The sequence below is a fragment of the Paenibacillus nanchangensis genome (assembly GCF_046543445.1).
Taxonomy (GTDB): domain Bacteria; phylum Bacillota; class Bacilli; order Paenibacillales; family Paenibacillaceae; genus Paenibacillus_AQ; species Paenibacillus_AQ nanchangensis.
This window is the reverse complement of the sequence record NZ_JBHOFD010000003.1, coordinates 41643-55012: the sequence shown is the minus strand read 5'-3', so window position 1 is coordinate 55012 and position 13370 is coordinate 41643. Positions and strand designations below refer to the sequence as shown.

10 protein-coding genes are annotated in these 13370 nt (G+C 55.2%); 1 reads left to right on the top strand and 9 read right to left on the bottom strand.

What is annotated here, in order from left to right:
• Positions 1-2 precede the first annotated feature (2 nt).
• The 9 genes from ACE6ED_RS02815 to ACE6ED_RS02775 form a co-directional block, all read right to left on the bottom strand.
• The gene (locus ACE6ED_RS02815) at positions 3-1475 is read right to left on the bottom strand and encodes a Na+/H+ antiporter subunit D (protein WP_410825444.1); all 1473 of its coding nucleotides are present in this window, start codon (positions 1473-1475) and stop codon (positions 3-5) included.
• Positions 1472-1807, bottom strand: coding sequence for a Na(+)/H(+) antiporter subunit C (locus ACE6ED_RS02810; RefSeq protein WP_410825443.1), 336 nt, complete (start codon positions 1805-1807; stop codon positions 1472-1474). Before ACE6ED_RS02810 ends, ACE6ED_RS02815 begins: the two co-directional genes overlap by 4 nt.
• 1 nt (position 1808) lies before the next feature.
• Entirely contained in the window at positions 1809-4679 is a 2871-nt protein-coding gene (locus tag ACE6ED_RS02805; RefSeq protein WP_410825442.1) for a Na+/H+ antiporter subunit A, read from the bottom strand.
• 154 nt (positions 4680-4833) lie between these two features.
• Positions 4834-5460 (bottom strand): universal stress protein, encoded by a 627-nt coding sequence (locus ACE6ED_RS02800; protein ID WP_410825441.1) that lies wholly within the window; start codon positions 5458-5460, stop codon positions 4834-4836.
• Positions 5461-5870: 410 nt separating this feature from the next.
• Positions 5871-7094: an MFS transporter gene (locus ACE6ED_RS02795; protein ID WP_410825440.1), complete on the bottom strand. Its 1224-nt coding sequence runs from the start codon at positions 7092-7094 to the stop codon at positions 5871-5873.
• A gap of 16 nt (positions 7095-7110) precedes the next feature.
• Complete coding sequence (locus ACE6ED_RS02790) at positions 7111-8142, bottom strand: ROK family transcriptional regulator (protein WP_410825439.1); 1032 nt, start codon at positions 8140-8142, stop codon at positions 7111-7113.
• A gap of 278 nt (positions 8143-8420) precedes the next feature.
• Complete coding sequence (locus ACE6ED_RS02785) at positions 8421-9524, bottom strand: GerAB/ArcD/ProY family transporter (protein ID WP_410825438.1); 1104 nt, start codon at positions 9522-9524, stop codon at positions 8421-8423.
• A 31-nt stretch (positions 9525-9555) separates the two neighbouring features.
• Positions 9556-10806 (bottom strand): Ger(x)C family spore germination protein, encoded by a 1251-nt coding sequence (locus ACE6ED_RS02780; RefSeq protein ID WP_410825437.1) that lies wholly within the window; start codon positions 10804-10806, stop codon positions 9556-9558.
• A 9-nt stretch (positions 10807-10815) separates the two neighbouring features.
• Positions 10816-12480 (bottom strand): spore germination protein, encoded by a 1665-nt coding sequence (locus tag ACE6ED_RS02775; protein ID WP_410825611.1) that lies wholly within the window; start codon positions 12478-12480, stop codon positions 10816-10818.
• 113 nt (positions 12481-12593) lie between these two features.
• Here ACE6ED_RS02775 and ACE6ED_RS02770 point away from each other — a divergent pair, with 113 nt between their 5' ends.
• Entirely contained in the window at positions 12594-13172 is a 579-nt protein-coding gene (locus ACE6ED_RS02770; protein WP_410825436.1) for a class I SAM-dependent methyltransferase, read from the top strand.
• Positions 13173-13370 lie beyond the last annotated feature (198 nt).

Sequence of the window (13370 nt, the reverse complement as noted above, 5' to 3'; positions counted from 1 at the left end):
ATCTACTCCTTCATTACAGCTTGAATATAAAGTGACGGGTCAGCCAGCACACTGCCTGCGTGCGACACGAAAGCATAGACCCCTTCCGATCCGATCCCCATAGCAATAAGGATAACGAGCAGCACCGAGGCGACCGCCATGCTTCCCGGCATACGAAGCTTGGCATTTTCGCGCGGCTCCTCGCCCCAAAACACCGTCCGGAAAATCCGGATCAGCGAATACAGCACGAGAAAACTGGAGGCGACCCCGATCAGCGGCAGCCAGAAAAAGCCGTCTTCAAAACCTCCCCGCACAAGCAGCACTTTGCCGGCAAACCCGCTGAGCGGCGGTACGCCGACCAGCGCCAGAGCGAGGATAAGGAACATCCATCCCAGCAGCGGATATTTCCGGATCAAGCCGCCGGTCTCCGTTAGCGACTCTGTTCCCGCCGCGCGAAAGATCATTCCGCCCAAAATGAACAGCAGCCCTTTGGCCACGATATCGTGCAGCAGATAAAAAACCGCGCCGTCCAGCGATTCTTTTGTTCCTACTGCCACTCCGAAGGCAATAAAACCGACGCTAATCACCACATTGTAATTCAGAATGCGCGGAATATCGCTGTAAGCTACCGCTCCGATACCGCCAAGGATCATGGTCGCCGCGGCCATCCAGCCAATCAGCGTATGCGTTACCTCAGGCTGATAGGGGAATATGAGTGTAAACGTACGGATGATGGCGTACAGCCCTACTTTGGTCAGCAGTGCCGCAAACACCGCACGGACGGCGGACGGCGGGGCGGCATACGAACCCGGCAGCCAGAAAAACAGCAGCAGCCCGGCTTTCAGCGCAAACACAATCAGGAACAGCACAGCGATAACATTCAGCACTCCCCCCTGCCCCAGCTCGCCAATCCGCTGGGAGAGATGCGCCATATTAAGCGTGCCGGCCGAAGCGTATAAATACGCCACTGAAGCTACGAATAACGTGGAAGATACAATGTTAATCAGGATGTATTTTAGCGTTTCACGAAGCTGGATTTTGGTACCGCCGAGTACGATTAACGCATAAGACGAAATCAGCATCACTTCAAAAAATACAAACAGGTTAAATATATCACCGGTCAAAAACGAACCGGTTACGCCGACCAGCAGAAACTGGTAGCAGGGATAGAAATACATGCGTTCCCGCTCCGTTCCAATGCTGGTGAACGCGTAAAACAGACAGGCGGCGCCGACAACCGAGGCGGCCAGCACAAGCAAAGCCGCAAACATATCCGCCACAAAAACAATGCCGTAAGGCGGCGCCCAGCCGCCCATATGCAGGGTCTGGATGCCATCCGTTTTCACTTTCCAGACCAGAAAAATGGCTGAAGCCGTCATAAGCAGCGAAGCGGCGCCGCCGATCCAGCGCTGTACCGCAATTTTATTTTTGAAGAACAACAGAAGTACCGCTGTAAGCAGCGGGATCAACACGGGAATCACCGGCAGGTTGCTCATTGCTTCTCTCCTTCCAGGTTCCCCATATCGTCGCTGCCGAGCGTCTGGTAAGCGCGGTAGGCAAGGACGAAAAAAAACGCCGTAACGCCAAAGCTGATGACAATAGAGGTCAAGATGAGCGCCTGCGGAAGCGGATCGACGTAGCTGTCCCCTTGCTCATTCAGCAGCGGAGCCGCTCCGCGCTTCAGCTTCGCCATCGTCATAAGCAGTAAATGGACGCCGTGCGTCAGCAGCGACGTGCCGAGAATGACGCGCAGCAGGCTTTTGGACAAAATGAGATAGACGCCGACCGAGAAGAGCAGGCCCACGGCCACACACATTACAAGTTCCATATCAAGCATCCCTCCCGATCGAATAGATGATAGTCATGGTGACGCCAATCACGGAGAGGTAAACCCCGAGATCAAACAATACGGCGGTCGCAAGCTCCGTATCTCCCATCACCGGCAGCTCGAAGTGGCCGAAGGCATGGCTGAGAAACGGCGCCTCAAACAGAAACGACCCCAGTCCAGTGAGCAGGGCGATTAGCAGCCCCGCCGCCGTCAGCAGCCGGAAGTTGACGGGCAGCGACCGGCGTACCGTGTCCATACCGAAAGCCATGGACAGCAGGATCAGTGCGGCGGAGGCCATCAACGCGCCGATAAAGCCGCCGCCCGGTTCATTGTGACCGGCGAAAAACAGATACAGCGAAAACGCGAGAATAATGACAATCACGATCCTCGACACGGTCTTTAGAATGACGTCATTGCTTTTCGGCCCAGCCTGTACCGGACCGCTCCCGGTTAGAGACAGCTTTCCGCCCGGCCGGTCCGGGTCCAGCTTCAGCCGGATCATTCCGTAGATAGCCACCGAGGCAATCCCCAGCACCATAATTTCAAACAGCGTATCGAATCCCCGGAAGTCAACCAGAATGACGTTAACTACATTTTTGCCGCCTGCCAGAGGGTAGCTTTCCTTCAGGAAGAAGTCTGCGATCGGTTCAAACGGGCTGCTGCCTACCGCCGCAAGCGCAAGCAGAGTCACCACGATCCCGACGCCGGCCGAAATGATGAAGTTGGACAGTTTGAAGCGCAGCTTGGCGACCTCGCGGCTTAAATGGGGCAGATGGCGGTAACAGAGCAGGAACAGCACAACCGACACCGTCTCCACAATCATCTGCGTCAAAGCCAAATCCGGAGCCCGGAACAGGACAAACAGCAAAGTCACCATATAGCCCACACCGCCGGTGAACAAAATCGCGACGACCCGCGAACGGGCAAACGGCACCGCGAATGCAGACAGCGCCATAACGATTACCACCAGCATTTCGTACAGCGAGACTGGAGCATAATTCTCCATCCCAAACGTTATGCCGGGCGTGATCACCAGCATTGTGCCAAGCGCGAGAATCAGGAACAAGAAAATGTACACCAGATAATCCCGGCTGGAACCGGTCATATACACACTGGTCAGCCGGTTGGCTCCCCGCCCGCCGGCCCGAAGCGTCCAATCGTACAGCCGGTTCAGTGAAATCCTGTCCGGGTTCTCGCGGTACATCGGTCCGCGCCGGCGGTAGCCCAGATACAGCAGCGTGCCAAGGACAACCACCCCGAGCGTCATAAAAATCTCCGCCGTCCAGCCGTGCCAAAACGAGATATGAACCTCAAAATGCTCTCCATGGGACAAGACACCAGGATGAATCGCGGCCAGCGCCGGTTCAATCAGCGATAACGAAAGCAGGTTCGGGAACAGGCCAAACACGATTGCCAGCGAAGCCAGCACAACCGGGGGCAGCAGCAATCCCAGCGGAGCCTCGTGCGGTTGGCGGTCCATTTTATCGAATTTAAATTTGCCTCCGAACGTCTGCAGAAGGAGAATCATGCTGTAGACAAAAGTGAACACGCTTGCCGTCCAAGCAATCACCGGAAACAGCACCGCCCAAGCCTCGGCTCCAAACGCCTCAAGATTGACGATGTTCAGCACTGCGGTGAAAAACATTTCTTTGCTCAAAAAGCCGTTAAACGGCGGCAGCCCTGTCATGGAAAAGGTGCCGATAAGCGCAATGGAGAACGTGACCGGCATCAGCGTCATCAGGCCGCCCAGCTTGCGGATATCCCTCGTATGAGTCTCATGATCGACAATGCCCACCACCATAAATAATGAACCTTTAAAAATAGCATGGTTGATGAGATGGAAAACCGCCGCGGTTGTCGCCTTGGTATAAAACACCGCTTCCGCACCGCCCGCAAACCAGTCCGCCGCGGAGCCGAGTCCAAACAGCGTCATCAGCAGGCCAAGCTGGCTGATCGTTGAATAAGCGAGCAGCGCTTTGAGGTCGGTCTGTTTGATGGCCTTAAAAGAGCCATACATCAAGGTGATGATACCCGTCAGTGACACGATCCAGAACCATTCGGCCTGGCCGCCGAATACGGGAGTAAAGCGGGCGACCAGATACAGGCCGGCTTTGACCATCGTTGCGGAGTGCAGATAAGCGCTGACCGGTGTCGGCGCCTCCATCGCATCCGGCAGCCAGATATGAAACGGAAACTGCGCCGACTTGGTGAATGCGCCCAGCAAAATCAGGATCATCGCCGGCAGGAATAAGGACTCTCCCGGCAGCTCGGCCGCCATGGCAATGATTTCGCGCAGGCTGAACGTGCCGGTCATTACGTAGAGCAGCAGGAAGCCGGCGAACATGGCGAGTCCTCCGAAGACGGTGATCAGCATCGACTTCAGCGCGCCATACCTTGAACGCTCCCGCCGATGCCAGAAAGCGATCAGCAGAAACGAAGACACGCTGGTCAGCTCCCAGAAGCCGTACAGCACCATCAGGTTATCGGAGAGCACAACGCCAAGCATAGCGCCCATAAACAGCAGCAGATACACATAAAAATGATGAACCGCTTCCTTACGCCGGTTCAGGTAAAAAATCGAATACAGCACGACCAGCGTACCGATCCCCGAAATCAGCAGCACAAAAAGCAGGCTGAGACCGTCGAGAACAAGGGAGATTTCAATCCCCAGCGACGGAATCCAGGCAAGTGTGGCCTCCTCCGGTCCTCCGGTACGGATTGCGGGCATTTTCAGCAGGAAATAAACAAACAGCGCCAGCGGTCCCGGCAGAACAAGCCAGCCGGTGTGCAGCTTGGGCAGAGCTTTGTAGCCTAAGGGAACGAGGGCGGCCAGCAAAAATGGAATTAAAATGGCTAGATGCAGTAGTGACAACCCTTCTCCTCCTTTTTTGTCGGGTAATAGTCGTTCATTCGGATGAAGATGGCATAGGGCAGCCCCGCCGCGCGCCGACGTCCTCCGCTTGCTTCGGAATACGTCGGCCTGAGGCAGGGATTCCCTGGAGCCGCGGACACTTTTTATTTCCGTCTTATAGCGGCTCCGCCAACTGGCCTTCCTCAATCTCCAGATAGCGGATGACGCCGTCCTTCTCCAGCTTGAACAACCCGTTATTGAATTCGGTGTGCAGTTCCCGGAAAAACATGCCTGGCAGCTCTTCGTCGCCTTCCGGTTCCTCCCTTAGCTCGTATCCGCCGTCCACCGGAACTAGGAAAGCCGGGACGCCTCTCTCATGCGTTTCTTCATGGCCGTCGGGTATGCGCGACACGGCAACAATATGCAGGTCCACCGCACCCACCTCATTCATCAGATCGTTGACAAAACTTCCTTTTGTAATTTCCTCCCAGCGCGTCTGTCCGGACTGCCCGATAATAATTTGGGTGACTTCCTGCTCCCGCGCCACATCGGCGATGGTTTCCGCCGTCTTTCTTCCGCCGCACCGCTCAACCCTGAATTCGGCTCCCGCCTCTTTGGCCAGCGCAAGCCAAGCCGTCCTGTACCGCTCCCGGCCCAGGTGAACCTCCGAGCCTTCCGATGGATCGACCGTGAGTACAATCAGCGGGCAGTCCAGCATTTGCGCAAGCTGAATCCCACGTTTGATCAGTCTCTCCCCGTGGGGACCGTAGTAGACACATACCATAATTTTTTCGCTGTTCAACCGTTTCGCCTCCAATTCGTTCGGAAGATTTCCTTAAAAAACGCAAAAAGAGCCCGCTGTTGGCAGGCTCCTCCGGTCAAAACAATATGCATTTAAGGTGATTATACCCATAAGCCAAAACGTTGTAAAGCTCCAGGCGCCTTTTCCTCTGCGCGAATGGAGAACACATTATTGGCGTATGACCGCTTCGCTAAAGGGGGATTACTGTGTTCATACAAGGAGGTGAATCCGCCCCGTGCTTAAGACCCGAATCATCGTCTGCTTCTCCGTCTGCCTTGCCTTAGTATGCGGCGGTTGGGCGCTAAATAACCATTGTTCCCCATATCGAGCCGATCCGGCGGACAGCATGGTAAGGGCGGCGGACAGGGACAGCGGCATCCGCTCCTTCACTCCGCGGGAATACGTCCGGGTTACCCGGCCAATCCGTCTCCTTCAGGCGGAATAATACCCGCGGCGCGGCGCTTCCCGATCAGATGGTTCAGCTTCTCGGAGCTGAGCAGCATCAGCAGCGCGTAAGCCGCCAGGAAATAAGGAAAAATACCGATCCCGGCATCGGAAGCGATCCACCCGAGCAGCGGAGGGAACAGCGTGGAGCCGGTGTAGGCGACGGCCATCTGGTAGCCCATGATTGCTCCGGACGCTTTTTTTCCGAACCGGGCCGGCGTTTCATGCAGCATGCACGGGAAAATGGGAGCAAACCCCAGTCCAATCAACACGAGCCCGATGGGCGACAGGCCGTCCGGGAGCGGAAGCAGCAGCAGCGCGGCCCCGGCAAGCGCGGCAGCCTGGCCGGTCCGGATCAGCGTCCGGTTGCCGATCCGTAAGGTAGCGAAGCCGGTCAGGAAGCGGCCGGCGGTGATGCCCGCATAATACAGCGACACCCAGCGCGCGGCTTGCCCGGGCTCCATCCCTCTCACGTTGACCAGGTAGCTCCCGCCCCAGAGGCCAACTGTGGTCTCCGCCGCGCAGTAAAACAAAAACGCCAGCAGCGCGTAGGAAACACCCGGGATGCGGAGCGGGCGCCCCCCCGTCTCTCCCGGCATCTCCTCCGGAGCCGCCGCGGCCGCCATTTCATGCGTTTGTCCGCCCGCGCGCCGCCACAGCGGCAGAGTCACGAGCAGGGCCGCGGCGAGCAGGAACTGGATGAGGGCCACTCCTGTATATCCGTCCCGCCAGGAATCTCGCGAATCGATAGCGTAAGACATGAGGATCGGACCCAAAGTAGCGCCAACGCCCCAAAAACAATGCAACCAGCTCATATGGTGAGCTTTATAGTTCAGCGAAACATAATGGTTCAGCCCCGAGTCGACCGCCCCCGCGCCGATTCCCAGCGGAACCGCCAGCAGAAACAGCCAGAACAGCGAAGGAGACAACCCCATCCCAAGCAGCGCCGAAGCCGTCAGCAGGCTGCTGATGAACGCGATTTTGCCGACGCCAAGCCGGTCCGTCAATTTTCCGCCTACCAAGCTGGACACAATGGTGCCTGCGGATACAATCATGCCGATCCAACCCGCCGAAGCAAGCGGCGCGTCCAAATCCCCGCGCATCACCGGCCACGCCGCTCCCAGCAGCGAGTCGGGCAGTCCAAGGCTGATAAACGCCAGATAAATCATAATTAATAAAAAAGTAGCCATTAACGACTAGTCCTCCCTATTCCTCTAAAAAATGAACCGGCCGGTCTCCGCCAGCCAGCATACGCTCCAGCGCAAGCCTTCTCAGCCCGCCCAGGTAATCCTCTTCCATCACCCGTACGCTGAGCGCTGGCAGGTGCTTCTCCGGAACAATCCGCGCGGCATGCTCACGGATGGCTTGAAGTGTGACGGCATCTGCATTTTCCTTAGAAAAAACCACGTCATGCGGATTCAGGATGGAAGCCAGCACGGCGACCAGCCTTCCCGCCGCGGCAATTCTCGGCTCACTGCCTGTCAGCCGGGGCGGCGTATCGCCCGCTCCTGCCGCTTCCCCGACACGGTCGTGAAAGTTTTCGTCACCGGACAGCGGCAGAAAGCCAATTTCACCGGCAAACAGCGTGCTTCCCCGGAGTACGCTGCCGCCAGCCACGATGCCCGCGCCCGGCCCGTTTGGCCCGATGTAGAGATACACCACGGTTCGATCGTCCCCCGCGTTTCCCGAATCCAGATAGCCGAGGGCGGCGGCGTTCATGTCATTTTCAACCACCGTCTCCAGGCCCAGCTTTCGTTCACAAAATCCCTTAAGGTATAGCCCGGCATAGGCGGCGTATCCCGGGATATAAAAAATCGTGCCGCCGTTCACCGAACCGGGAACCCCTACGGCAAGCGCAGCGGTATTCGGATAACGCGCCTTAACGGAGGCAAGCTGCTCCACCAGTTGGTCCGGTCCCCCGCGCAGCACACCCGGGAAGCGGAAGTGTTCTTTGATTTCCCCCGCCAGATTAAACACCGTGCAGATGGTCCGATCCGCTTCCAGATACACGGCCATCCCCAGCCGGTATTCCGGGTCAAGCGTGTAACGCAGCGCCCGCCGTCCGCCGCTGGACTGGTCAAGAACAGGGGGACGCAGTTCCCCCGCCTGCTCCATCCGCTCCAGCACCTTGCCCACCGTCGGGAAACTGATTCCCGTTCTGCCGCTGATTTCCGCTTTGGTCGCACTCCCCAGCTGCAGCAGCGTAAGCCGCACCTGTTCGGTGCCCTCATGTTTCATTTTTCACCGCTCCCCCTAGGCCGAGACACAATCGATGATACCGGTTCATGCAGGCTTGCAAAAGACTTTTTAAAACAGTTTAATAAGTCGGCGCACTTAGTGTACTTGATTACAGGTCATCGTGCAATACCTTAAGGCTGCTTCTTTTCGCTAAAGCGCCTACATCTTTTTATAAACCTTCCACTGCTCCTTCTTAGTGCTTCTTCTGGTCCCTTTGGTGCACCTGCTTAGGCGCCCCCTACTAAACCTCCTAAGGCCCTGCTTCTGCACCTCCAGAATTATCCGTCTTTCTTGGCGCTCCGGCGGTTTTTGCGCAGCAGCATGACACCAAACAGCAGAAGGGGCAGCAGAATTTGAAAGACGGGGGAGGACCATGTCACCACAACCGAAAGACCGATCCGGATAAACTCGGTATAAGTAGACGATAAGAAGGTCAACGCGAAAATCAGTCCACCGGCCGGGATTACCCAGTATCTGAAATTTTTCCCCGAGACCGACTGCAAACCGAGGACCGCTCCCAAAAAAAATGCCGCGACCTTGGCGCCAAGCCCGAGAAACAGAATGAGCACGAATAACACATCCGTCCGCTCCAGCACTTTCGCCACCTGAATAATTTGGACCACCTGCAGCAGCGGATAAGTGCTCCCGGCGGCAAGGGCCGGGCCGAGGATCAAAATGTTCAGCTGGTTGATCACAATCAGCAGCAGTGCGACGAGACTGTACCCCCATAGGACGCCCTTTTTCAACCGGGAGTTTTTGTGGACATATTTAAAAAACACCAAAAATAACACAAGTTGTCCAAATGGAAAAGAGATCATCTCCGGAATAGCGGTATCCAGCACCGGGAGAATTCCCTTTTCCAGCACGGGGGACAAAAACTCCCAGTGTACCATTCCAGTAATCATTATCAAAATAAGCAGCACGCCGTAGCCAATCGCGATTACCGGGATCAAAGCGGTACAGGCGAGAAACAGTACTTCGGCTCCATAGCGGACCGTGTTCGCAACCACTAGAATCGTGATTAGCATAATGATCAGCGTAGGCGTCTTGTCTAGAAGCGCCAGTGATGTCAGTTCGCCCAAATCCCGCAGATTTCGGGAGGCTTCATAAATGAAGTAACAGGTAAACAGCAGCGATACAAAATTTCCAGGGAGCTTGCCCAGATAATGACGGCTAATTTCATATAGATCCTTATCCGGTTCCATCGTATAAATCCGGAGATACATGAGCAGCAGCAGCAGCCCGGCGAGGGCCCCAATCAGCATGGCTAACCAAGCATCTCTGCCTGCCTTGGCGCCGAGCAGGAACAGCGTTGTGCTTCCGATTTCAAAAAGGACCATCGTAAGAATCAGACTCGAATTTTTCGTCGAATATTTATCCATGCCGTTTGTCCCTCCCCGCCGCTTGGATTGGCTATTGCTCTTCCGTCGATTTTTTTATGGATCCGAAGGACTTCTGCATAAATCCCGGCCTTTTAATCGTCGCTTTGGCGGCCACATCCAGTTCTAACCGACCCAGTTCGTCTTCCCAACCTTCTTTCAGCTTGGCCCAATCCTTTGGATATTTCCGGTGGATGCGATCCGCAAATCCAGCCAAATCCAGCTTTTCCCGCTGAACCACAGCCCAGCCGGTACGAACCTGCTGTTCTACTGTCTTGGCGATTTCCTTTTCCATGTCATGAATTACCCGCGGGTCGCTCAAATCTTTTCCAGTGACTGTCTCCGTCAAAATCCCCTGCAGCTTGACCCGGATACGCATGGTGAAGCGATCCCCTTTTTTGACTGGCGTTATCTTGGCGGAAGCGGAAGTGATTCGAAAGGAAGAAGCTTTGCCAGCTTGAGCCCCTTCCATGGGAAAGCTGACCACGCTTCCGTGCACCTTGCCCCGCATCCAGGTCAAGCCGTAGCTCTCTTCTCTATTGGCGAAACCAACAAGCCGGTCCTCCCGGAACAGGGCAAGCTTAACCAGCCTCAGCTTTACGGGAGGAGAAGTAACCTGCGTAGCTTCGGTACTCTCCAGCTTCTCGGGCTTGTCTCCTTCGGTATCGCCCGACAGTGCAATTACCGGGATGACATTTGTTTTGGCATCCGAAGTCAACCCCATCGCAAAATCGTAGATCGAAACCACAGGAAAGATGGAGGCGTTTCGCTCCTCCTGCCGTAAAATTTCGGCGATTGCCAAGCCGGGGAGTTTTTCGGGCGGTACTAGCTTCTTCAGCGTTTCGCTGGCTCTCCCTTCCGTAATTAACATAAGAACCGTCTCACGTGTCTCAACCTTGCGCAGGTACAGGTCGATTAGTTCCGCAACCCCTTCTCTTGCCGCCCGATCGCCGATGACCACCGCGTTGTTATGGGCAATAAACAGGCGCCGGGGGTTCTCCAGATTGGTTAAATTGTTTGCTTTTTCTATCGCTTCCGCCTTGGTGGAAAAGACATGGACCGCCGCCTGGCTGGAACCGCTGGAGGCCCCGCCGGAGCTCGAAGCCATCGCCGAAGGCACAATGACCTGATAGGTGACCGTCCAGTCCTTGCCTACCCGGTCAATTCCTGTCGCGGCCGTAATCCCGATTTCGTTCAGCTCGGTCCGGTTCCAGCAGCCGGTCAGCAGGATCAACATAACCATCGGCAGCAGGATCGCCACCAATTTTTGAATTCTGTTTCGCATGGCTCCTCCTTACTCCGATTCATCCTTGACACGTTTGGCGAAATCCTGTCTTGTATCCGGCTCGGGGACGGCTTGGCGGATCAGGTTATCCTTCGCGTACATGCCCGGCCGCCGCTTCATCTTCCACCAGGGCACGCGAATCAGAAAATCCTTCATCGCCGATAGATCCATCGGCGCAAGCGGAATCATGTAAGGCACGCCAAACGACCGAATCGAAACCAAATGCACAAGCAGTGGGATGGCACCCGCAAGAATACCGTACAAGCCCAGCGTACCGGCAAGAAACATGAACAAAAAACGCAGCAGCCGGACTGCCGACGCCATATTGATGGCCGGCAGCACAAAATTGGAAATTGCCGTAAACGAAACGACGATAACCATGGCCGCGGAAACCAATCCGGCCTGCACCGCGGCCTGCCCCAACACGAGTGCGCCGACAATGGAGATTGCCGGTCCAATGGCCCGGGGCATCCGGACGCCCGCTTCGCGGATAATCTCGAAGGTAAACTCCATGACTAGCGCCTCCAGCACCGCCGGAAGCGGCGTCCCTTCCCGCTGCGCCGCGATACTGATCAACAGCGTGGTCGGCAGCATCTCCTGATGGAATGTGGTTACGGCGATATAAAGTGAGGGCAGCAGCATCGCCACAAGAAAAGAAAAAAAGCGTACCATCCGCAAAAACGACGAGATATCGTACCGCTGGTAGTAATCTTCACTGGAATTAAAAAATTTAAAAAATGTCACCGGAGCCACCAGCGCAAACGGTGTCCCGTCGACCAAAATGCCGACCAGCCCTTCCAGCATGCCAGCCGCCACCGTATCGGGACGTTCGGTACTGAAGATTGTCGGAAACGGTGTGTAAACTCCGTCCTGTATAAACTCTTCAATATATCCGCTTTCCAGAATACTGTCCGTATCAATAGCATCCAGCCGGGCGGAAATTTCCTGGACGGCCGCGGGGTCGGCGACCCCTTCAATATAAGTCATCGCCACCCGGGTTTGGGTGTACCGTCCGATTGTTTTTTCGGAGATGCAAAAATCGGCAGAACGGATTTTACGCCGGAGCAGCGATAAATTTGTGGACAAATCTTCCGTAAACCCTTCCTTTGGCCCCCGGATGACCGTCTGGGAGGTCGGCTCCTCTACCGAGCGCCGTACGCCGCCCGGCAAAGAAGCAGTAAACGCCCCAGGGAAACCGTCCATCATTAACGCCGTTTTTCCGGCCAAAATCGAATTCACCAGCTCATGTTCGGTGTAGACTGCCTTGATTCCGTCGACTGGCAGGTGTTCAATGATACGCTGCGCCGCTTCCTCCGAAGCGGTTGCTTGTTTCAGTCCCGCCTCGATCCAATGTTGGGTTAGCTTGATGACCTGCTTCGCATCAACGAGCCCGTCAATAAAGGCAACCGCAAGGCGAACTGGAGCTTCTGGGGTCTCGCCAACCTTCTTCAACATAAAATCCGGACTGCCTCCCAGCGCCCGGTTTAAATAATCGACGGTTTGGGACAATTCCGGCGTTATTGGTTTACCTTCGGGCTTCGGCTGCGCCTTCTGATTTTGCTGCGGCTGCCGGTCCTTGCCGTGCTGGCGGCTCCCGTTGGAGCTGCCGGACGAATCGGCTTCGTGTTGAAGGTTCAAAAAAGGAAAAATGGCAGCAACCCATCGTTTAAACATCATCCGGCCTCCTCTTTTTTCCTATCGTTCCATTCCAGCTTGCCGTTTATGCATGATCGACTACAGGTCCGGTCATATTATGGCTATTCAAAATATAAGCGAGGTTCACGATCATGCCACTGACGCCAAGTCTGTATCACCGCTTTGTCCGGCCCAGACGGTTTACCGAAAAATATATTCACAGCCACATCCGTCATCGCTTTCAATTAGAACGGAAATTTGTTCTCGATTTCGGCTCGGGGACAGGCGCAAACTGTGTGCTCACCGAACCCGACTGTTATTTGGGAGTTGAACCAGACGCAGGGCGGGTCGGATTTGCCAGCCGCCTGTACCCGGGGTACACGTTTCAAAAGTTTGATCATGAACGCCTTCCCACAGAAGACCAAAGTGTCGACTATGTTCTGATTGTCGCCGTACTCCATCATATTGAAGACCGTCTGATTCTCTCTTACCTCAAGGAGTTTAAGCGGGTGCTGAAGCCGGAAGGTCAAATTCTGATTCTGGAGCCTTATCTCTGCCCTGAAACACCCGTCCGCAATCGGCTTATGATGTGGTATGACGATGGACAGCATATGCGTGATCAAGCAGGATATTTTCAATTGTTTCAACCAGAATATCACTGCAAACTGCTCAATACATTTACTAAAGGGTGGATATATCACGAATTGTTCTTTACGGCCATTCCCATCTAGCATGAAGGATAAACTGCAAAAGAAGCCCAACAAGAAAAATAGTGTCGTGGAAAACGCAAAAAACCGGCAGAGCAAGAGGAATACTCTTCCCATCCGGTTTTTTTAGCATAAAACTAATCTGCTGCCCGTCAAGCAGCAAACAGCAAGCGGCTGACCAGCCGTGAGTCCGCAAAACAAACATGCTTACCTTACAGGACG

Coding starts and splice junctions, on each gene's coding strand:
- ACE6ED_RS02815 (WP_410825444.1), bottom strand. CDS start 1,475: ATGAGCAACCTGCCGGTGATTCCCGTGTTGATCCCGCTGCTTACAGCG.
- ACE6ED_RS02810 (WP_410825443.1), bottom strand. CDS start 1,807: ATGGAACTTGTAATGTGTGTGGCCGTGGGCCTGCTCTTCTCGGTCGGC.
- ACE6ED_RS02795 (WP_410825440.1), bottom strand. CDS start 7,094: ATGGCTACTTTTTTATTAATTATGATTTATCTGGCGTTTATCAGCCTT.
- ACE6ED_RS02790 (WP_410825439.1), bottom strand. CDS start 8,142: ATGAAACATGAGGGCACCGAACAGGTGCGGCTTACGCTGCTGCAGCTG.
- ACE6ED_RS02785 (WP_410825438.1), bottom strand. CDS start 9,524: ATGGATAAATATTCGACGAAAAATTCGAGTCTGATTCTTACGATGGTC.
- ACE6ED_RS02780 (WP_410825437.1), bottom strand. CDS start 10,806: ATGCGAAACAGAATTCAAAAATTGGTGGCGATCCTGCTGCCGATGGTT.
- ACE6ED_RS02775 (WP_410825611.1), bottom strand. CDS start 12,480: ATGTTTAAACGATGGGTTGCTGCCATTTTTCCTTTTTTGAACCTTCAA.
- ACE6ED_RS02770 (WP_410825436.1), top strand. CDS start 12,594: ATGCCACTGACGCCAAGTCTGTATCACCGCTTTGTCCGGCCCAGACGG.